Below are 20,607 nucleotides of genomic sequence, written 5' to 3' on the forward strand. Positions count from 1 at the left end.
GCGAACCTCGTGAGCCTATCCAAAGCCGCCAGCACAGGGCGCCGATTGGAGACTAGATACCGGCCAGGCAGACGCTGTTGCGGCCTTTTCGCTTGGCTTCGTACAAGGCCCTGTCCGCCATGTCGATGAGGCTAGCGCAGGAGGAATCCAGCGCAGCACCACTTGCGCAGGCGACTCCCACGCTGATGGTGATCTGCACCAATCCGGTTTGCTCATTGCCTAGCGACAGGGCCTCGACCTGTTGCCGGATGAATTCGGCGAGCCTGGCCGCGCCGGACAGATCGGTGCCTGGCAACAGAATGGCGAATTCCTCGCCCCCATAACGGGAGACCAGGCTACCTGCGCGCTGGACGCAGTGCGCCAGCAGGCCTGCGAAACACTTGAGCACCTCATCGCCGAACGGATGCCCAAAGCTGTCGTTGAGCTGCTTGAAATGATCGACATCCAACAGAAGCAGCGAAAGTGCGCTCTCCGACCGGTGTGCTCTGCGCCACTCCGACTCCAGCACTTCATCGAACCGTCTGCGGTTCACCAAGCCTGTCAACGCATCCTTCACGGCCAGGGACTCCAGGTGCAAGGTCAGCTGCCTCAGCTCTTCCTGCTGCCGCCGTGACGCGGTGATGTCAACATGCGAAAAAAAGCTGCAACCGTTGGCTTGGGTTCCGCGCAGCTCCACCACGCGCACCCAGCGATCCTGAGGCAGAGCCAGCACATAAGGAGCCCCCGAAAACCGTTGCCGCTCCGTGAGCACCGAAAGTCCTGTTGCATAGTCCGTGGTCGGCTGCTCCTGCGCCCACGACTGCGCATAGATCTCTTCGAACATGCGCGCGCCAAGACACTCGATGTCCGGCATTCCATAGAGCACCAGAAATGAGTGGTTGGCCCAGACCGCCCTGTCCTGCTCATCGACCATCAGAATGCCGTCTGCCAGACTTTCCAGGGCTAGAGCCGTATCCTCCGAAATCTGCCGAGGCCGCCGTACCTGCCTGGGATTGATCCGGTCCTGCATCCCCGTGAGCAAGGGAGCGGTCTTGCGCCACAGTCTGATCCGGCCCAGAGGCCCCAGGGCAAGAGAGGCGGCCCGGACGCGATAGTCATGGTGGTCGAACTCGAACGCACGCTGCTGGTTGTGATGCCGCTGGATGCCCTCTTCGATGTAGCGCTCCATGCATGGCAGCTCCTGCGCCGAAAGCCTTTGCAGATAGAAACGCCGCAGATTCTCGCTATAGGCTTCACCGGCATAGACATGCCCGGCATGCTCGGGGAAGAACTGCAGAAAGGTATCGTTCCATAGCTGGGTTCTGTCGTTCGCATCAAAGACGCAAACCGCCACTTCCAGCTGGTCCAGGGCCAGCGCCACGACGCGAAGAATCGAGATCAAGATTCGCTACACAGACAGGGTTGACCGAGCAGGTTTGTCATCTCGGGCCCGGAACAGCCCCCTGCAAACCCAGGCAAGAGTGAGATCTGAACGCAGCGAGGCAACTGCCGGTCTCTCGATGCAGGCTTTGGCAAGACAGCCAGACAGGAGCAGCCGCTGCGGCCGCCAGCGGTGACCAGAGCCATGGACGCAGACGCCACGATGCAGTCCTTCATGGGAGAGCCTCTGGAGTCAGACAGTACCAGGCCGCTATTCCAAGGCTCATCCAGAGCACGATGATCATGATGGCTCCCGAGCGGCTTCTGGGTCTGGCCCCTTTGTCAGCCATCCATGCGTCGGCTTGAACACGGCATTCGGTGAGAACCGATGCTGGCAACAGCTTGACCGTGAGCCAGATCAGCCCCGGTAGCAGCAGAGCATCGTCCACGAATCCGAGAGCGGGGATGAAGTCCGGTATCAGATCAATCGGACTGAGCGCATAGGCAACCACAAACAGGCCCAGGGCCTTTGCGAACCAAGGCGTCGCGGGGTGTTTTCCTGCGAACCAGAGCGTCACTCCGTCGCGCTTGATTCGCTTTGCCCAAGCCTTCAGGCTGTCTCTGATATTCATTGGAAATCCTGGCCAAGAGCCCGGATTTTCTCATTATTTGAAATAACGACCGCCAGCCGCCAGTACTGGGCCAACTCGACCATCTCCAGCCGCCAGCGCCAGCGATCGCAGGCACGTATCACCTAGAAGGCCTGGCCAGAATGCGGGGCCGCGTTGACAAAGCCCGTCTTGTCCTTTGGGGAAATGACCCGAAGAACCTTGCAGGGAACGCCTGCGGCAACAACCCCTGCAGGAATATCGGAGGTCAGCACACTGCCCGACCCGATGATGGAGTCGTCGCCGATGGTCACGCCGGGATTGATATGCACGCCAGCGCCTATCCACACGCGGTTGCCGATCGTCACGGGTTTTGCAAAACAGCCGCCCGCCGCACGCTCGGCCGGATCGATGGCATGGTTGGAGGTGTAGATGCCAACACGTGGGGCCAGCAGAACATCGTTGCCGATGAAGATTCCTCCACCATCCAGCATGATGCAATCGAAGTTCGCATAGAAGTTATTGCCAATGTAGATGTTCCGGCCAAACTCGCAACGAAAGCGCGGTTCGAAATGCACGTTCTGGCCTACCGAACCCAGCAGGCGGCGAAGTATCGCCTCACGTACAGGCGCAGGCTCCGCGAAGGAGTCGTTGTACTCGTTGCTCAGCAGCACCGCATGCTGCCGTGCGCCCACCAGTTCCGGCGTCAGATCGTTGTACATCTTTCCGGTGCGAATGTGATCGAACTGTGTTTCGAGATTGGACATGGGGGCAGGCTTTGCAAAGTCGACAACCTTACCCCATTGCAGATGCCGCGGGCGGCTTGGGACGGCTCGCGTTGCCAGGAGCCTGGCAATTTGCAGACGACCTCGGGCCGAAGCTGCCTACTTTCCAAGCAGGTTCCTATTGCGCCTTGAAGGTGATCCATGCACTCCAGAACAGGCTTGAGAAAAAGCGCAGCGGATTGACGAAGCCCGCGTTGGCCAGCATCGTTTCCACCGCGGCCTCAGAAAGCGGCGGCACGGCTCCCTGGCGGATTTTGCCCAGCTTTGCGACGACCTCTGTCTCATCGGCCCCGGCCATGCGCCAGCGTGCAGCCCAGGCTTCAAGGAACAGCGGCTGGGATTCGTAGGGGCACCGGTTGCAGGCCAGGATCAGCGGCCCGCCCGGTTTCAAGCGCCGGCCGAGCTCGCGCAAGAGTGCGTCCTTGCGATCCTGCTCGGGAATGTGATGCAGGACTCCGACCAGGGTTGCGGCATCGAAGCCATCACCATCGGGAAGCTCCTCGACCGTACCGTGGAAGACCGTGGTTCGTCCGGACAGGCCTGCGGCCTCGATGCCTGTCATCGCCTGATCGAGCATTGCGACAGCCGGATCTGCGGCCACAAAGGTCCAGGCCGGCTCCAGTTTTGCGGCGCACAGGATTTCCTGACCTGTTCCGCCGGCTCCCGCGACAAGAACCGACTTTGCATCGTGGCCCAGGTGGGCCGAAAGCAGGCAGGCGGCAAGCTCGTGGCAGGCGTCGTAGCCGGCAAGGGCAATACGACTTTGCGTTGCATATTCAATAGACCTGGAGAGATCAAACTTGGCGCTGGAGCTTGTGGAAGTCATGCAGGCCATTGTGGGGAGTGTGCACTGGCGCCAGAAGCATTCCTTTGTGCATGCCATCGTCTGCTTTGGCGGCATATTGAAAATGCAGGTCTGGCCTTCTCGTCGGTGAACCGGGCCGGAAATCAGGCACAAGGGCTTGCGGGCAAATGGGGCCTGCACGATGTCAGCAATGCGAATGCATCTGCTTACAGCCCGCATCCAGAGCGCTTGCGCTCGGGAATTGATAGCTGACTTTGATTCCCGAGGCTGGTCGCAGGATACTCCAGGCTTCACAAATTCACCGAGAACAACAAATATGCAAGGCCATCCCGACGTCGTCGTCTACCTCAAGGACCTGCTGCGCGGCGAGCTCGCAGCGCGCGACCAGTACTTCGCACACTCGCGCATCTATGAAGACCAGGGCTTTGCCAAGCTGTTCACGCGTCTGGATCATGAGATGCAGGAGGAAACCCAGCACGCCGATGCGCTGCTGCGCCGCATTCTGATGCTGGGCGGCCGCCCCGACATGCGCCCCAAGGAATTCACGCCTGGCGAAACCGTGCCCGAGATGCTGCGCAAGGATCTGGACACCGAATACGAGGTGCGCGCCGGCCTGCAGCAAGGCGTGGCGCTGTGCGAGCAGCACCGCGACTATGTGAGCCGCGACATCCTGCTGACCCAGCTGCACGATACCGAGGAAGACCACGCCTACTGGCTGGAAAAGCAGCTGGGTCTGATCGACAAGATCGGACTGCAGAACTATCTGCAGAGCCAGACCTGAGCCTCTGCGACGCAACGCGGAGAAAGACAAAGGCCGTCCTTGAAGACGGCCTTTTTCATGGGCAGGAGACGAACTCGGCAACCATCACTGCCGCCCATGGCGGGCGGCAAGCAAGGCCGGCAAGCCGGGCTCACTCGAAGGGCTGGGGCCGCTTGGTGGCATCGCTGGAAGGCGGCAGTATGGGCAGCACCAGCTTGGGCTGCTCGCCGGTCAGCGTCTTCAGGAACGCGACGATGTCGGCGTTCTCGCTCTTGCTGAACTTCTTGCCCAGCTGGATGCGGCCCATGGTGTCCACTGCCTGCGCCAGGGTGTCAGCCGCACCGTCGTGGAAGTAGGGATAGGTCAGCTCCACATTGCGCAGCGTTGGAACCTTGAAGCTGAAGCGCTCCGCATCGTTGCCCGTGACGGCAGCACGTCCCTCTGCCGGATTGTCGGTCTTGTAGGGTTCGACCAGCCCCATCTTCTGGAACGAGGCCCCGCCAAAGTTCACGCCGTTGTGGCAGGCCACGCAACCCGAGTTCTTGAACAGCTGATAGCCGCGCAGTTCCTGGGCGCTGATGGCTTTCGTATCGCCCTCAAGCCACCGGTCGAAGCGCGCATGGGGCGTGACCAGCGTTTCCTCGAAGGCCGCAATCGCCGCTGTCACTTCCTCTATCGTCAGCTTGTTGCTGCCGAACACGCTCTTGAATTCGGCCACATATTGCGGAATAGAGCGCAGCATGTCCACGGCCAGATCATGCGTGAAGGCCATTTCGCCGGGGTTGGCGATAGGGCCGCCCGCCTGCTCGCGCAGGTTCTTGGCACGCCCGTCCCAGAACTGGGCCAAGTTCAGACTGGAGTTGAGCACCGTCGGCGAATTGATGGGGCCTTTTTGCCATTTGTCGCCGATCGAGGTCTTGAGATTGTCCGAACCGCCCATGCTCAGGTTGTGGCATGAGTTGCAGGAGATGAAGCCTGAGCGCGACAGCCGTGGATCGAAGAAGAGCTTCTTGCCGAGTTCGACCTTGGCGGGCTCCGTGACCCGGTGCGCCTTGATGGGCTGCACGGGTTCCTGAGCCGATGCGAGAGTGCCGGCCATCATGGCGGCGGCGGATACGGCACCCAGCACGAATCTCCTGAAGTGCTGGCTGGAGGTGGGCTTGTTTTTCATCGGGAACTCCTTTTCTTGCGCAGCCTGCTGAGGAACGCGATACCGCTGAGCCCTCAGCACCGGCACATCACAGAGATGCACCAATGCCGGCTGCATGGTTATTCTTAAGGAGTACCCCTATTGACTCGTTGAGCAAACACAAGATCCGAGTGCAAGCAGCATCGGATAGGTCAACCCCGGATGAATCAATCCCGGGTGGGTCGAGACTCTCGCGGAGTGCGAGATGCGGCCCTGTATCAAATTCAAATAGGGCGATGGACAGCCGATCAAGGCCGACTGCCCGCAGCCCGCTCAGCGCATCGCCGCTGCGGGCGCGACCTGCACCTTCATGCTGCGCACGATGGCCGCCAGAACCACGCCATATGCGGGAACGAACAGCAGCAGGCTCACGCCCAGCTTGATGACATAGTCGACCATGGCGATTTCCACCCAGTTGGCCGCCATGAAGGCATCGGAGCTATTCCAGAAGGCGATGGAGAAAAAGGCCGCGGTGTCCAGCACCTGGCCGAACACCGACGCGGCCGCCGGAGCCAGCCACCATGAATGGCTTTTCTGGCGGATGCGGTCGAAGACCTGAATATCCAGCAACTGGCCCAGCACATAGGCGGCAAAGCTGGCCAGTGCAATGCGGAACACAAAGCCGTTGAAGCTTTGCAGCGCCTCCCAGCCATTGAAGCGGCCCTCGTGGAACAGCACGCCCACCACATAGGACACCACCAGCGCGGGCAGCATGGCACGCATGATGACACGCCGCGCCGCGGTCTTGCCGATCAGGCGCACCGTCAGGTCGGTGGCCAGAAAGATGAAGGGGAAGCTGAAGGCGCCCCAGGTGCTGTGAAAGCCCAGCAGCGTGATGGGCAGTTGCACCAGATAGTTGCTGGCGATGACCAGCGCGATATGGAACGCGACGAGAACGGAGAGGTAAAACGGCACGCGCGACGCTTGCGTCTGCACGGCATGAGCGGATGTCATGACAGTCCTTTTTGGTCGATGGGGGCGAGGGAACCCATGGTTGCGAAGAGTACGCCAGCGCGGCGCAACCGTGAATTTTACGCGGTACGGAATTATCTCTGCCTCCCTTGGCCCGCTTATCCGCCCGGACACATGGCGGATATAACGAAAAGCATAGCTTGTAGCGCCTGCCAATCCATGTTTTCAACACCAAATCAGCCCACATTCAATAGATGGCAGGCGCTAGCCGCTATCCTTTTCTGCACCACTCAAAGCGCAAGCTGCGCCTCCTGCCTGGCCTGATGGCGCGTGGCACGCAGCCCTGCCCACTGCAGATCGGCCAGGATCAGCACCACAACCGCCTGCGCCGCCACCCAGGCCAGGCCCCAGGCACTGAGCGCCAGACCTGAGCCAAACACCAGGACCGCGCAGCCCAGTGCCCAGCCCAGATTGCCGAGAGCCACCAGACCGATCAGCGTGCGCGGCAGGGGCTGGCGACGCGCCATCCAGGCAGCGGCCGATGCATAGACCAGCAGGAAAAGACCTGTTGCCGTCAGCAGCAAAGGCGGCAGACCCGTCAGATCGGCCAGCGGCCGCTGCAGGGCCAGCTGCAGCGCACCGGTGGCGGCACAGGAGGCCGCATCAGCCCACATCACAAGACGCAGAAAACGGGGAGAAGCAAAGAGGGACATGGAAGACTCCTGTTCTGAAATCAAGTTCTTGCGACCGGCCCTGTGCCGGCTGCTGGGGTCCATGATTGCCAGCCGCGCGCACAGCGTCGATAACCTCGCAGGTCATGGCTGCATGTGCGGCCTGCCACTACGATGCGACCATGACTTCCAGCACCGCCCCCTCTTCTTTTCATGCCGCTCACCTGCCGCCCGGTGCACGCGCGCCGTTCGGCGAACACCTGCGCCACTGGCGCCAGCACCGTCGGCTGAGCCAGCAAGGGCTGGCACTGGAGGCCGAGATCTCGACACGCCACCTGAGCTATGTGGAAACAGGGCGCGCCCAGCCCAGCCGCGAGATGGTGCTGCGCCTGGCCGAGCGCCTGTCGGTGCCGCTGCGTGAGCGCAATGCATTGCTGGTGGCGGCGGGCTTTGCGCCCATGTACCAGGCCCGCCCGCTGGACCATCCCGATCTGGCCGCCGCGCGCCAGGCAGTAGAGCTGGTGCTCAAAGGGCACGAACCCAACCCGGCCCTGGCCGTGGATAGACACTGGAATCTGGTGGCCGCCAATGCCGTCGTGCCGCTGCTGCTGGACGGCGTGGCGCCCTGGCTGCTGGAGCCACCCGTGAATGTGCTGCGCCTGAGCCTGCACCCCGAGGGACTGGGGCCTCGTCTGGCCAACTCCGCGCAGTGGCGCGCCCATTTACTGCATCGCCTGCAGCAGCAGATCGCCGCCACGGCAGACAGCGAGCTGCAGGCACTGCATGACGAAATCGCAGCCTATCCGTTCGCAGCCCATGGCGCGGCAGCCGCCAGTGCTGCTGCCAGCCCGGTCGCCAGCCATATCGCCGTGCCTTTCGAGCTGCACACCGATCTGGGCACGCTGAGCTTCATCAGCACCATCACCATCTTCGGCACGCCCGTGGACGTGACACTGCAGGAGTTGGCCGTGGAATCGTTCTTTCCCGCAAATGCCGAGACACAACAGGCGCTGCAGCGGCTGCAGGCCCGGCGCACGGCCTGAAAAGTAAAAAGCCCGCAGGACTTGCATCCTGCGGGCTTTGGGGTCGGGCCCTTGAAGGCCCTGTCATCTGGCGCCTGAGCGCTTAGATCTTGGCCGCCACTTCAGCGTACTCGGCGATTTCGTTGAAGTTCATGTAGCGGTAGACGGAGGCCTTGTCGGCATCGATCACGCCCATCTCCTTCAGGTACTCTTCCTTGGAAGGCAGGTAGCCCAGACGCGAAGCGATGGCTGCCAGCTCGGCCGAGCCCAGATACACATTGGTGTTCTTGCCCAGACGGTTGGGGAAGTTACGAGTGGAAGTCGAGATGACAGTCGCACCTTCACGCACTTGAGCCTGGTTACCCATGCACAGCGAGCAGCCGGGCATTTCTGTACGAGCACCAGCAGTACCGAAGGCAGAGTAGTGACCTTCCTTGATCAGCTCGTCCTGGTCCATCTTGGTGGGAGGAGCCACCCACAGCTTGACGGGGATGTCACGCTGGCCGCCCAGCAGCTTGGCTGCAGCGCGGAAGTGACCGATGTTGGTCATGCAGGAGCCGATGAAGGCTTCGTCGATCTTGGCGCCGGCCACGTCAGACAGGGTCTTGGCATCATCAGGATCGTTCGGGCAGCAAACGATGGGTTCCTTGATGTCGGACATGTCGATTTCGATGACGTGAGCGTACTCAGCGTTCTTGTCGGCTTCCAGCAGATCGGGCTTGGCCAGCCATGCTTCGACCTTTTCGATACGGCGCTGCAGAGTCTTGGCGTCGGCATAACCGTCAGCGATCATGTTCTTCATCAGAACGATGTTCGATGTCAGGTATTCCTTGATCGGCTCAGGGTTCAGCTTGATCGTGCAACCGGCGGCAGAGCGCTCGGCAGAAGCGTCGGACAGTTCGAACGCTTGCTCGACCTTCAGATCTGGCAGGCCTTCGATTTCCAGGATGCGACCCGAGAATTCGTTGATCTTGCCAGCCTTGGCAACCGTCAGCAGACCTTGCTTGATACCGTACAGAGGAATTGCGTGCACCAAATCGCGCAGGGTCACGCCAGGCTGCATTTCGCCCTTGAAGCGCACCAGCACGGATTCGGGCATGTCCAGAGGCATCACACCGGTAGCGGCGCCGAAGGCCACCAGACCGGAGCCTGCTGGGAAGGAGATACCGATGGGGAAACGGGTGTGGGAGTCGCCACCGGTACCCACGGTGTCGGGCAGCAGCAGACGGTTGAGCCAGCTGTGGATCACGCCGTCACCAGGACGCAGGGCCACGCCGCCTCGGTTGCTGATGAAGTTGGGCAGTTCGCGGTGGGTCTTCACGTCCACGGGCTTGGGATAAGCCGCCGTGTGGCAGAAGGACTGCATCACCATATCGGCGGAGAAGCCCAGGCAGGCCAGATCCTTGAGCTCGTCGCGGGTCATGGGGCCGGTGGTGTCTTGCGAACCGACGGTGGTCATGCGAGGTTCGCAGTAAGTACCGGGGCGCACGCCCTGGCCTTCGGGCAGACCGCAGGCGCGGCCGACCATCTTCTGGGCCAGCGTGAAGCCAGCGTTAGAAGCAGCAGGCGCCTGGGGCAGGCGGAACTCGGTGGACGCGGGCAGGCCCAGGGCTTCGCGAGCCTTGGCGGTCAGCGAACGGCCGATGATCAGGTTGATACGGCCGCCGGCTTGCACTTCGTCCAGCAGCACGTCGGACTTGAGCTGGAAGTCAGCCACGGTTTCGCCGTTCTTGACGATCTTGCCGGCGTAGGGCAGCACGTCGATCACGTCGCCCATTTCCAGCTTGGAAACATCGACTTCGATGGGCAGAGCGCCGGAGTCTTCCTGCGTGTTGAAGAAGATGGGAGCGATCTTGCCACCCAGCGTCACGCCGCCAAAGCGCTTGTTGGGAACAAAGGGAATGTCCACGCCCGTGCCCCAGATGATGGAGTTGGTGGCGGACTTGCGCGAAGAACCGGTACCGACCACGTCACCTACGTAGGCAACCAGGTGGCCCTTCTTCTTCAGGTCTTCGATGAACTGCATGGGGCCGCGCTTGCCGTCTTCTTCGGGCTTGAACGCAGCGTCGGGACGCGTGTTCTTGAGCATGGCCAGGTAGTGCAGAGGAATGTCGGGACGGCTCCAGGCATCGGGAGCGGGCGACAGGTCGTCGGTGTTGGTCTCACCAGGCACCTTGAAGACGGTGACGGTGATCTTTTCCTCGACCTTGGGACGCGAAGTGAACCACTCGGCATCGGCCCAGCTTTGCATCACTTCCTTGGCCTTGGCATTGCCGGCCTTGGCCTTGTCTGCCACGTCGTTGAAGAAGTCGAACATCAGCAGTGTCTTCTTCAGCGCATCGGCAGCCACGCCAGCCACTTCGGCATCGTCCAGCAGCTCGATCAGGGGGTGCACGTTGTAGCCGCCCACCATAGTGCCCAGCAGCTCGGTGGCCTTGGCCTTGGAGATGAGACCCACCTTCAGGTCGCCGTGAGCCACGGCAGCCAGGAAGGAAGCCTTGACCTTGGCTGCATCATCCACGCCGGGCGGCACGCGATGGGTCAGCAGATCCATCAGGAACGCGTCTTCACCAGCGGGTGGGTTCTTGATCAGCTCGATCAGCTCGGCGACCTGCTTGGCATCCAGAGGCAACGGGGGGATGCCCAGTGCGGCGCGTTCTGCCACATGGTCACGGTAGGCTTTCAACATGGGTTCTCTCCAATGGTTTTTTAAAAAAGGCTGCGCGTGGAGCGCGAATTACAGGACTGACGCATGTGCGATACGCCAGTCCTCAGCCTCGCCAGACTTATTTGCTGTCCAGCAGGCTGGGAGGTGGGTTCTTGCGGATCGCTTCGGCCACTTGCTGCTGCTCGGGGCTCATGCATTCATCCGCAAGACGCTGCCCGGCCTTCTGGTTCATCAGCATGGACTTGTTGGCGATCTGCAGCCACACGGCACCGGCCGCCTTGTCTTCCAGGCGCACCGTGCCCGTGGAAGTCTTGACGGGAGCCATGTGGTACTTGAAGCCGCGGCCGTCCACGATGAAGTAACCGGGGTTGGCGGTGTCGGCATTCACATTCACATAGGCACCGAGCTCGCAGGCGATGCGGCCCTTGTGCACGCGCTCGGCCACGGCCAGCTCTTCCGTGCCCAGGGCTGCGGAAGCCGGGCCGGCGGCCACGGCAGCAGCGCCCGCGCCGGCAGCAGCCGCAGCGGCGGCCTTGCCCTTGGCGGGAGCTTTCTTGACAGCGGGAGCCTTCTTGGCAGCGGCAGTCTTGGCCTTGGGAGCGGTTTGTGCCACGGCGGAGTGGCTGATTGCGACCAGGGGAGCGGCAATCATCAAAGTGGCGATGAGGGTCTTCATAGGATTTAGCTCCTGCAGACTTGTTATGAGTTCAATGGGTTGGAGCCAGGGCAAACCAGGGTTGAACCTCAACCGGCAAGACCTGCCCCGTCTGGTGAGCGCGCTCCAGCAACTGCCAGAAATAGCGGTAGCTCGCGCGGTCGTGTAGTACACCACCAAAACTGATGGGCGCCCAATTCTGCACCGCTGCAGAGGTAAGTATTTGTGCCGCCTGCCTGACTTCATCCTCGGCAGGAGAAAAAGCACGCAGGATCGGTCGAATCTGGTCGGGATGAATGCTCCACATGCGTGTGTAGCCAAGCTCCCGCGAGGCTTTTTGCGCGCAAGCCTGCAAAGCTTCAGGATTCTTGAATTCGGTGACCACGCAGTGCGACGGCACCTTGCCGTGGGCATGGCAGGCCGCCGCAATCTCGAGCTTGGCGCGCACCACCAGCGGATGCTCGAACTGGCCCTGCGCCGTCATGGCAGAGGCCGGGATGGCGCCGCCATGGGCCGAGACAAAGTCCATCAGGCCGAAGGAGATGCTCTGCACGGCCGGGTGGGCCGCAATGTCGAAGGCCTGCTGCACGGCAGCGGGCGACTCTATCAGGACATGCAGCGGCACAGGCTTGTCTGTCGCGCGCTGCAGCGCTGCTTCAGCCTTGATGACGTCACCCACCGACTCCACCTTGGGAATCATGATGTGGCAGAGCCGGCCTGCGGCTCCACCGGCGATGATGTCCATGTCGGCCTGGAAATGTGCATGGTCCACCGCATGCACCCGGGCTGCCACGCGCGCGCCTGCAGCGGCGCCGTTGGCCAGCTCGACGACCAGACGTGCATGCTCGGCCTCCTGGCCGACGGGAGCGCCGTCCTCGCAGTCCAGCGTCACGTCGAACACGCAGGTGCCGAACTCCTGCATCATCTCGGCCTGCAACTGCAGGCTTTTGCGCATGCGTGCTTCAACGCCACTGTAGTGGTCGCAGATCGGCAGACGCTGAGCGCCACCCTGAGCGTCAAGCAGCACGGTGGCGGGATGAACCAGTTCTTTCGTCATGACTTGCGCTGAGCCACCATGAAAAGTCGTGGGAAAGCCAGCAGACGCTTGCCATCGGCTCGCTCCGGATAAGCCGCATCGATGCGGTTTTGATACTCGCTCAGATACTCGGCCTGCAGCTCCTGGGGCAAACCTTCCACGAAAGGCTTGAGGCCCGTGCTGCTGAGCCACTGCACAATCGCTGCAGCCGAGTCCATGGGATGCTGGTAGATGGTGTGCCACACATCGACGCTCGCAGCCTCGTTGGCGGGAGCCGCCGGCTGGGGCGCTGCCAGCAGGTCGTAATACACCCCTATGGGCAAAATCTCGGTACGCACCTTGCTCGCATTCCCGATGTGCGTCGCAAACCGTGGCAGCTGCGCGACTTCGCGCATGTTTCGGTGCGAGGGTTCCTGACGGTTGTCGGGCATCTGCACTGCCAGCACGCCACCGGGCGCCAGCAGCGAAAACAGGCGGGGAATCAGGCTCTCATGCTCGCCCACCCACTGGATGGAGGCATTGGCATAAATCAGATCAGGCGCTGGCTCACCTTCAGCAGGTGCCCAGGAGGCAATATCACCGGCCTCGAACCTGGCCTGCGGCAACTGCTTTCGCGCAGTCTCCAGCATGGCTTCGGAATTGTCGACACCGAGCACATCGGCGCCGGGAAAACGCTCCACCAGAAGTTCGGTGGAGTTGCCCGGCCCGCAGCCCAGATCCACGATGTGGAGGCTGCGAGCAGGTGAATGCAAGCTGGAAGGTACTCTTGCCAGCAGTTCTGCCGCAGGGCGGGTGCGCTCATTGGCAAAGCGCAGATACAGCGCGGGGTTCCAGTCTTGCATAGGTTTTGCGCTGTTTACAGCAGGTACTTGACGCCGTCTTGCTCGCCTTGCAGCTCAGCCAGAGTCTTGTTGATGCACTCTTGCGAGAAGGCATCGATTTCCAGACCTTCGACGATCTTGTATTCGCCGTCAGCCGTGGTGGTCACGGGGAAACCGAACACGATACCGGCTGGAATGCCGTACTCGCCGTTGGAAGGCACGCCCATGGTGACCCATTCGCCGTTGGAGCCCAGGGCCCAGTCACGCATGTGGTCGATGGCAGCGTTGGCAGCCGAAGCAGCCGACGACAGGCCGCGAGCAGCGATGATGGCGGCGCCACGCTTGCCCACGGTGGGCAGGAACACGTTGGCATTCCATTCCTGGTCGTTGATGGCTTCCTTCACGGACTTGCCGTCCACGGTGGCGAAGCGGTAGTCGGCGTACATGGTGGGCGAGTGGTTGCCCCACACGGTCAGCTTCCTGATGTCGCCAACCTTGAAGCCGCCCTTGGCAGCCAGCTGGGAAGCAGCGCGGTTGTGGTCCAGGCGCAGCATGGCGGTGAAGTTCTTGGCGGGCAGATCAGGAGCCGACTTCATGGCGATGTAGGCATTGGTGTTGGCGGGGTTGCCCACCACCAGAACCTTGACATTGCGCGAAGCCACGGCGTTCAGAGCCTTGCCCTGGGCGGTGAAGATCTGGGCGTTGGCAGCCAGCAGGTCGGCACGCTCCATGCCGGGGCCACGAGGACGAGCGCCCACCAGCAAAGCGTAGTCTGTGTCCTTGAAGGCGGTCATGGGGTCGGCATGGGCTTCGATGCCGGCCAGCAGAGGGAAGGCGCAGTCTTCCAGCTCCATGATCACGCCCTTCAGAGCGTTTTGAGCCTTTTCGTCGGGGATTTCCAGCAGTTGCAGAATAACGGGCTGATCTTTACCCAGCATTTCGCCGGAGGCGATGCGGAACAACAGGGCGTAACCGATTTGGCCAGCTGCGCCGGTAACGGCGACACGGACGGGCTTCTTGCTCATGGTGAAACTCCAAGATTGGAAAAAAGTGAGATGTTATGGGCGCCAGGTTGCACCAGCGTAACCACCAGTAGCGCAAGCTCCGCAAACATGCGGCAAGTGTACTGCTGAAATCAAAGCCCGGTCAATTTGTCTTATGTCTTATATAAGATATGATCTTCACTTAGCGACCAGAGTCAAATCGACTGTTTTTGTGCATCGCATCGCGGAGGCGATACCTTCAAAACCAACTATGCCGACCCCTCACAACACAGCCCCGGACAACAACGCCAGCCATAGCGGTGGCGCCGGCGTCTCCACCCCAGCCTTCAGCCCTCTGTACCAGCAGATCAAGGGCCTGATCCTGCAAAGCCTGGAAGCTGGCGAATGGCGCCCCGGAGAACTGATTCCCAGTGAAATGGAGCTGGCAGCCCGCTTCAAGGTCAGCCAGGGCACGGTGCGCAAGGCAATCGATGAACTGGCCGCCGAAAATCTGGTCATGCGCCGCCAGGGCAAGGGCACGTTTGTGGCCACTCACGCCGCCCAGCAGGTGCAGTACCGCTTTCTGAATCTGCGCCCCGATGCCGGCGACCTGCAGGGCGAAGGCCGCGCAGAGCGCCACATCCTGGAGTGCCGCCGCCTGCGCGCGCCCGCCGAGGTGGCCCGCGCCCTGGCCCTGCGCACCGGCGACGCCGTGATGCATGTGCGCCGCACCCTGTCCTTTGCCGCAATCCCGACTATTTTGGAGGACATCTGGCTGCCTGGCAACGCCTTCAAGGGGCTGACGGCCGAGCAGATGTCCAGCTACCAGGGCCCCACCTACGCAATGTTCGAGCTGGTCTATGGCGTTCGCATGGTGCGGGCCGACGAGAAAATTCGCGCCGTTCTGCCGGATGCCGAGCAAGCCCAGTTGCTGAACATTCCCAGCACCACGCCGCTACTCAGCGTGGAGCGAACTGCTTACACATACAACGATGTTCCCATGGAGTTACGGCGCGGCCTGTACCGCACCGACACCCATCATTACCGCAATGCTTTGAACTGAATCCCCCCGTAAAAGCGTTGATTGCAACAGAGCCCAATCATCTGCTATGCAAATTCGGCTAACGGATTCTGCTGCATTGCAATAGAATTTTGTGTCGCTTCGCACTAGCGATTACAACGCAGTTACATCCACGAAAGTACCCTGCCATGACAGAGCAAAAAGCAAAACAGCGGCCAGAGTTCCGCAATATCAACTTCTTCTCGGACCTACCGACCTATCGCCTGCCCCTGGCAGGCATCGTGTCCATCCTGCACCGCATCAGCGGCCTGCTGATGGCGATCCTGCTGCCGTTCATCATCTGGATGTTCGACCACTCGATCTCGTCGGAAATTTCGTTTGATTCCTTCACGTCGGTATTCGCAGGTCCCTTTGGCTGGTTTGCCAAGCTCGTCTGCCTGGCTCTGATCTGGGCCTATCTGCACCATTTCTGCGCAGGTGTTCGCCATCTGGTGATGGACGTGAACCACCATGCCGTTAACAAGCAGACCGGCAAGTCCACCGCCGCAGTCGTGCTGTGCATCAGCGTTGCCCTGACCGTGGTGCTTGGCGCCAAGCTGTTTGGTCTGTACTGATCAGCGCCCAGTCAATAACACCTCACGATAAGGAAACAACCATGTCCGTGAATTACGGCTCCAAGCGCACCGTTGTCGGCGCGCACTATGGCACCCGCGACTTTCTCGCTCAACGCTCCACCGCCGTCCTGATGGCGCTGTACACCGTTGTGCTGCTGGTGCGCTTTCTGACGGTCAGCGGCCCCGTGGGCTACGAGCAGTGGGCCGGCATTTTTTCGCCCCAGTGGATGAAGTTCCTGACCCTGGCTCTCTTCGTGGCTCTGGGCTGGCATGCCTGGATCGGCGTGCGTGACATCTGGATGGACTACGTCAAGCCCGTGGGCCTGCGCCTTGCACTGCAAGTGGTCACCATTGTCTGGCTGGTCGGCTGCATCGGCTGGGGCATCCAGGTTCTGTGGCGTCTCTGATTGAGACACAGTCTCCACGATTGAAGGTTAAGAATGAGCTACTCCAAAGCAAATATCACCAAGCGCAAGTTTGACGTTGTGATCGTCGGTGCCGGCGGCTCCGGCCTGCGCGCTGCGCTGGAACTGTCGCGCGCCGGTCTGTCCGTCGCCTCGCTGTCCAAGGTTTTCCCCACTCGCTCGCACACTGTGGCTGCCCAAGGCGGCGTGTCCGCTTCGCTGGGCAACATGAGCGAAGACAACTGGCACTATCACTTCTACGACACCATCAAGGGCTCCGACTGGCTGGGCGACCAGGACGCCATCGAGTTCATGTGCCGTGAGGCGCCAAACGTCGTGATCGAGCTCGAGCACTTCGGCATGCCTTTCGACCGCAATGCCGACGGCACCATCTACCAGCGTCCCTTCGGCGGCCACACCGCCAACTACGGCGAAAAGCCCGTGCAGCGCGCCTGCGCTGCGGCCGACCGTACCGGTCACGCCATGCTGCACACGCTGTACCAGCAGAACGTCAAGTCCAAGACCAACTTCTTCGTGGAGTGGATGGCGCTGGACCTGATCCGCAACACCCAGGGCGATGTGGTCGGCGTGACCGCACTGGAACTGGAAACCGGCGATCTGTACGAACTGCACGCCAAGGCCGTGCTGCTGGCCACCGGTGGTGCCGGCCGTATCTTCCAGGCTTCGACCAACGCATTCATCAACACCGGTGACGGCCTGGGCATGGCTGCTCGCGCAGGCATTCCTCTGCAGGACATGGAATTCTGGCAGTTCCACCCTACCGGCGTGGCCGGTGCTGGCGTGCTGCTGACCGAAGGCTGCCGCGGCGAAGGCGCGATTTTGCTGAACAGCGAAGGCGAGCGCTTCATGGAGCGTTACGCTCCCACGCTGAAGGATCTGGCACCACGTGACTTCGTGTCGCGCTCGATGGACCAGGAGATCAAGGAAGGTCGCGGCTGCGGTCCCAACAAGGACTACATCCTGATGAAGCTGGACCACCTGGGTGCTGAAACCATCCGCAAGCGCCTGCCTTCCGTGGAAGAAATCGGCCACAACTTCGCCAACGTGGACATCACCAAGGAACCCATCCCCGTGGTTCCCACCATCCACTACCAGATGGGTGGCATCCCCACCAACATCAACGGTCAGGTCGTGGTCTGGGACGGTCAGCAGAACAATGTGGTCAACGGCCTCTACGCCGTGGGCGAATGCTCGTGCGTGTCCGTGCACGGCGCCAACCGCCTGGGCACCAACTCGCTGCTGGACCTGCTGGTCTTCGGCAAGTCTGCCGGCAAGCACATCGTGGAATTCGTCAACGGCTTCGGCGCTCACCATGAAGCGCCCGCCGACGGCGCTGACCGCACCCTCGCCCGCCTCAACCAGCTGCAAGACTCCAAGGAAGGCACCTACGCCCAGGACGTCGCCGGCGACATCCGTCAGTCCATGCAGACGCATGCTGGCGTGTTCCGCACGCAAAAGAGCATGGACGAAGGCGTCGCCAAGATCAACGCGATCCGCGACAAGGTCAGCTCCGTGACCCTGAAGGACAAGTCCATGGTGTGGAACACCGCCCGCATGGAAGCCCTGGAAGTGGACAACCTGATCGAAGTGGCGCAAGCCACCATGACCTCGGCCGCAGCCCGCAAGGAATGCCGTGGCGCACACACCGTGTACGACTACGAGCACCCTGCCGACCACGCCGAATTCCCGCTGGGCCGCAACGACAAGGAATGGCTCAAGCACACCCTGTGGGACAGCGCCACCAACAGCCTGTCCTACAAGCCTGTGAACCTCAAGCCCCTGACCGTTGCCAGCGTTCCTCCCAAGGTCCGCACGTTCTAATTCAGCAGCCCACGAGAGAAGATCAAAATGAAGCGCACATTCAAAATCTACCGCTACGATCCGGACAAAGACACCAAGCCCTACATGCAAACCGTGCAAGTGGAGCTGGACGGTCACGAGCGCATGCTGCTGGACGCTCTGGTCAAGCTCAAGGCCATGGACCCCTCCATTGCCTTCCGTCGCTCCTGCCGTGAAGGCGTGTGCGGCTCCGACGCCATGAACATCAACGGCAAGAACGGTCTGGCCTGCCTGACGAACATGAACACCCTCAAGGGCGACATCGTTCTCAAGCCCCTGCCCGGCCTGCCGGTCATCCGCGACCTGATCGTGGACATGACCCAGTTCTTCAAGCAGTACCACTCGATCAAGCCCTACCTGCAAAGCGATGTCTACGCCTCACCCAGCAAGGAGCGCCTGCAGTCGCCCGAAGAGCGCGAAGAGCTCAACGGCCTGTACGAGTGCATTCTGTGCGCCAGCTGCTCCACCAGCTGCCCCTCGTTCTGGTGGAACCCCGACAAGTTCGTGGGCCCGGCCGGCCTGCTGCAGGCTTACCGCTTCATCGCGGACAGCCGCGACACAGCCACGGGCGAGCGCCTTGATAATCTGGAAGATCCTTACCGCCTCTTCCGCTGCCACACCATCATGAACTGCGTGGACGTGTGCCCCAAGCACCTGAACCCCACTGCAGCTATTGGCAAGATCAAGGAGCTGATGGTTCGTCGAACCGTCTGATGCTGATGACGAATACTCTGCTCGACGAACGTGAGCGCGACCTGCTGAGGTGGCGCAGCCGCCGTGGTCTGGTTGAGAACGATCTGTTCATCGAGCAGTTCTTCGCCACCTACGGAAGCCAGCTCACGCGGAGACACGCGACTGGCCTGTCTGCCTTGATGGATCTGGCAGACAACGACCTGATGGATCTTTTCTTGCGTCGCAAGGAACCAGAAGGACAACTCGATACCCAAGAAGTCAGGGAAGTGCTGGAGATGGTGCGCAAGCGCCAGCCCGGTAACTGTCCCCAGTAGGCTAGGCAAACTAGAGAAGGAAGTTTGGAAATGAAACTCGCTGACAACAAAGCAACGCTGTCTTTCAGCAATGGCGCTCCCAGTGTGGAAATGCCGGTGTACCAGGGCAATATCGGCCCGGATGTGATCGACATCCGCAAGCTCTACGCCCAGACTGGCATGTTCACGTATGACCCGGGCTTCCTCTCTACCGCTGCCTGCCAATCCGCCATCACCTACATCGATGGCGACAAGGGCGAGCTGCTGTACCGCGGCTACCCCATCGAACAACTGGCCAAGAACTGCAACTTCCTGGAAACCTGCTACCTGCTGCTGTACGGGGAGCTGCCCAACGAGAAGGAAAAGGCCGACTTCGAAGAGCTGGTGACCAAGCACACCATGGTCAACGAGCAGATGCAGTTCTTCCTGCGTGGCTTCCGTCGTGACGCTCACCCCATGGCCGTGCTGACCGGTCTGGTGGGCGGCATGTCGGCCTTCTACCACGACAGCACCGACATCACCAACCCAGAGCACCGCAACATCGCCGCGATCCGTCTGATCGCCAAGATGCCCACTCTGGTCGCCATGGCATACAAGTACGGTATGGGCCAGCCCTACATGTACCCCAAGAACGACCTGTCGTATGCCGGCAACTTCATGCGCATGATGTTCGGCAACCCTTGCGAAGAGTACAAGGTCAACCCCGTGGTTGAGCGCGCTCTGGACCGCATCTTCATCCTGCACGCAGACCACGAGCAGAACGCTTCGACCTCCACCGTGCGCCTGTGCGGTTCGTCCGGCACCAACCCCTTCGCGGCCATCTCCGCTGGCGTTGCCTGTCTGTGGGGTCCTGCCCACGGCGGCGCCAACGAAGCCTGCCTGAACATGCTGGAAGGCATCCAGGCCAACGGCGGCATCGAAAAGGTCGGCGAGTTCATGGAACAGGTCAAGGACAAGACCAGCGGCGTGAAGCTGATGGGCTTTGGCCACCGCGTCTACAAGAACTACGACCCCCGCGCCAAGCTGATGCAGGAAACCTGCAACGAAATCCTGGCCGAACTGGGTCTGGAAAACGATCCCCTGTTCGCCCTGGCCAAGAAGCTGGAAAAGATTGCCCTGGAAGACGACTACTTCGTCCAGCGCAAGCTCTACCCCAACGTGGACTTCTACTCCGGCATCGTGCAGCGCGCCATCGGCATCCCCGTCAACCTGTTCACCGGCATCTTCGCTCTGGCCCGCACCGTGGGCTGGATCGCTCAGCTCAATGAACAGATGGCCGACCCCGAGTACAAGATCGGTCGTCCCCGCCAGCTGTTCACCGGCTCCGTGTCGCGCGACGTCAAGCCTATCGCTCAGCGTTGATCGGCACATTCAGGCCCGGCTTGCCGGGCCTGACGCTGACCAAAAGCCCGCAGACTGCAAAGCCTGCGGGCTTTTTTACGTGAGCT

The 20,607-nt window shown here is 61.3% G+C and carries 21 protein-coding genes; 9 read left to right on the top strand and 12 right to left on the bottom strand.

All coding sequences use genetic code 11. From position 1 onward, the window contains the following. Window positions 1–52: 52 nt before the first annotated feature. The 4 genes from F3J24_RS16330 to F3J24_RS16345 form a co-directional block, all read right to left on the bottom strand. A complete protein-coding gene (locus F3J24_RS16330) occupies window positions 53–1,381 on the bottom strand; it encodes a diguanylate cyclase (protein WP_167008536.1) in 1,329 nt (442 codons plus the stop codon). A gap of 211 nt (window positions 1,382–1,592) precedes the next feature. Continuing rightward, window positions 1,593–1,991, bottom strand: coding sequence for a YkvA family protein (locus F3J24_RS16335; protein WP_167008538.1), 399 nt, complete (start codon window positions 1,989–1,991; stop codon window positions 1,593–1,595). Window positions 1,992–2,113: 122 nt separating this feature from the next. Next, a complete protein-coding gene (locus tag F3J24_RS16340) occupies window positions 2,114–2,734 on the bottom strand; it encodes a sugar O-acetyltransferase (RefSeq protein ID WP_167008540.1) in 621 nt (206 codons plus the stop codon). Between the two features lie 136 nt (window positions 2,735–2,870). Continuing rightward, window positions 2,871–3,578: a class I SAM-dependent methyltransferase gene (locus F3J24_RS16345; protein ID WP_205244816.1), complete on the bottom strand. Its 708-nt coding sequence runs from the start codon at window positions 3,576–3,578 to the stop codon at window positions 2,871–2,873. Between the two features lie 295 nt (window positions 3,579–3,873). Between F3J24_RS16345 and bfr the strand changes: the two genes are divergently transcribed. Further along, window positions 3,874–4,338, top strand: coding sequence for a bacterioferritin (bfr, locus tag F3J24_RS16350; RefSeq protein ID WP_167008542.1), 465 nt, complete (start codon window positions 3,874–3,876; stop codon window positions 4,336–4,338). A 130-nt stretch (window positions 4,339–4,468) separates the two neighbouring features. Here bfr and F3J24_RS16355 read toward each other — a convergent pair whose 3' ends face one another. The 3 genes from F3J24_RS16355 to F3J24_RS16365 all read right to left on the bottom strand — a co-directional run bounded on the left by F3J24_RS16355 (window position 4,469) and on the right by F3J24_RS16365 (window position 7,131). Continuing rightward, window positions 4,469–5,488, bottom strand: coding sequence for a cytochrome-c peroxidase (locus F3J24_RS16355; RefSeq protein ID WP_167008545.1), 1,020 nt, complete (start codon window positions 5,486–5,488; stop codon window positions 4,469–4,471). 291 nt (window positions 5,489–5,779) lie between these two features. Then, the gene (locus tag F3J24_RS16360) at window positions 5,780–6,460 is read right to left on the bottom strand and encodes a 7-cyano-7-deazaguanine/7-aminomethyl-7-deazaguanine transporter (RefSeq protein ID WP_003053226.1); all 681 of its coding nucleotides are present in this window, start codon (window positions 6,458–6,460) and stop codon (window positions 5,780–5,782) included. A gap of 248 nt (window positions 6,461–6,708) precedes the next feature. After that, window positions 6,709–7,131, bottom strand: coding sequence for a hypothetical protein (locus F3J24_RS16365; RefSeq protein ID WP_167008548.1), 423 nt, complete (start codon window positions 7,129–7,131; stop codon window positions 6,709–6,711). A gap of 140 nt (window positions 7,132–7,271) precedes the next feature. On the opposite strand from F3J24_RS16365, the gene F3J24_RS16370 reads away from it, so the two are divergent. Continuing rightward, a complete protein-coding gene (locus F3J24_RS16370) occupies window positions 7,272–8,132 on the top strand; it encodes a helix-turn-helix domain-containing protein (protein WP_205244817.1) in 861 nt (286 codons plus the stop codon). Window positions 8,133–8,214: 82 nt separating this feature from the next. On the opposite strand, the gene acnB is transcribed toward F3J24_RS16370, so the two are convergent. From acnB to F3J24_RS16395, 5 genes are all read right to left on the bottom strand, one after another. After that, window positions 8,215–10,800, bottom strand: a complete 2,586-nt coding sequence (gene acnB / locus F3J24_RS16375; protein WP_167008554.1) for a bifunctional aconitate hydratase 2/2-methylisocitrate dehydratase — start codon at window positions 10,798–10,800, stop codon at window positions 8,215–8,217. Window positions 10,801–10,897: 97 nt separating this feature from the next. Next, window positions 10,898–11,455, bottom strand: coding sequence for a hypothetical protein (locus F3J24_RS16380; RefSeq protein WP_003053222.1), 558 nt, complete (start codon window positions 11,453–11,455; stop codon window positions 10,898–10,900). A gap of 31 nt (window positions 11,456–11,486) precedes the next feature. Then, on the bottom strand, window positions 11,487–12,491 hold the full coding sequence (locus F3J24_RS16385; protein WP_167008556.1) for a CoA ester lyase: 1,005 nt from the start codon (window positions 12,489–12,491) through the stop codon (window positions 11,487–11,489). Beyond that, entirely contained in the window at window positions 12,488–13,312 is an 825-nt protein-coding gene (tam, locus tag F3J24_RS16390) for a trans-aconitate 2-methyltransferase (RefSeq protein ID WP_167008559.1), read from the bottom strand. The genes F3J24_RS16385 and tam overlap by 4 nt, the downstream gene beginning before the upstream one ends. Window positions 13,313–13,326: 14 nt before the next feature. Then, the gene (locus F3J24_RS16395; RefSeq protein WP_167008562.1) at window positions 13,327–14,316 is read right to left on the bottom strand and encodes a malate dehydrogenase; all 990 of its coding nucleotides are present in this window, start codon (window positions 14,314–14,316) and stop codon (window positions 13,327–13,329) included. Between the two features lie 229 nt (window positions 14,317–14,545). Between F3J24_RS16395 and F3J24_RS16400 the strand changes: the two genes are divergently transcribed. The 7 genes from F3J24_RS16400 to F3J24_RS16430 all read left to right on the top strand — a co-directional run bounded on the left by F3J24_RS16400 (window position 14,546) and on the right by F3J24_RS16430 (window position 20,521). After that, on the top strand, window positions 14,546–15,337 hold the full coding sequence (locus F3J24_RS16400; protein ID WP_003053218.1) for a GntR family transcriptional regulator: 792 nt from the start codon (window positions 14,546–14,548) through the stop codon (window positions 15,335–15,337). A gap of 146 nt (window positions 15,338–15,483) precedes the next feature. Continuing rightward, window positions 15,484–15,909: a succinate dehydrogenase, cytochrome b556 subunit gene (sdhC, locus tag F3J24_RS16405; protein ID WP_167008565.1), complete on the top strand. Its 426-nt coding sequence runs from the start codon at window positions 15,484–15,486 to the stop codon at window positions 15,907–15,909. A 41-nt stretch (window positions 15,910–15,950) separates the two neighbouring features. Beyond that, complete coding sequence (gene sdhD / locus F3J24_RS16410) at window positions 15,951–16,316, top strand: succinate dehydrogenase, hydrophobic membrane anchor protein (protein WP_003053214.1); 366 nt, start codon at window positions 15,951–15,953, stop codon at window positions 16,314–16,316. 33 nt (window positions 16,317–16,349) lie between these two features. Continuing rightward, window positions 16,350–18,155, top strand: coding sequence for a succinate dehydrogenase flavoprotein subunit (sdhA, locus tag F3J24_RS16415; RefSeq protein ID WP_167008568.1), 1,806 nt, complete (start codon window positions 16,350–16,352; stop codon window positions 18,153–18,155). Between the two features lie 27 nt (window positions 18,156–18,182). Beyond that, on the top strand, window positions 18,183–18,887 hold the full coding sequence (locus tag F3J24_RS16420; protein ID WP_167008571.1) for a succinate dehydrogenase iron-sulfur subunit: 705 nt from the start codon (window positions 18,183–18,185) through the stop codon (window positions 18,885–18,887). Beyond that, window positions 18,887–19,180 (top strand): succinate dehydrogenase assembly factor 2, encoded by a 294-nt coding sequence (locus tag F3J24_RS16425; protein WP_003053208.1) that lies wholly within the window; start codon window positions 18,887–18,889, stop codon window positions 19,178–19,180. Before F3J24_RS16420 ends, F3J24_RS16425 begins: the two co-directional genes overlap by 1 nt. 30 nt (window positions 19,181–19,210) lie before the next feature. Continuing rightward, a complete protein-coding gene (locus tag F3J24_RS16430; RefSeq protein ID WP_003053203.1) occupies window positions 19,211–20,521 on the top strand; it encodes a citrate synthase in 1,311 nt (436 codons plus the stop codon). Window positions 20,522–20,607 lie beyond the last annotated feature (86 nt).

The organism is Comamonas sp. Tr-654 (assembly GCF_011752915.1).
Lineage (GTDB): Bacteria > Pseudomonadota > Gammaproteobacteria > Burkholderiales > Burkholderiaceae_C > Comamonas.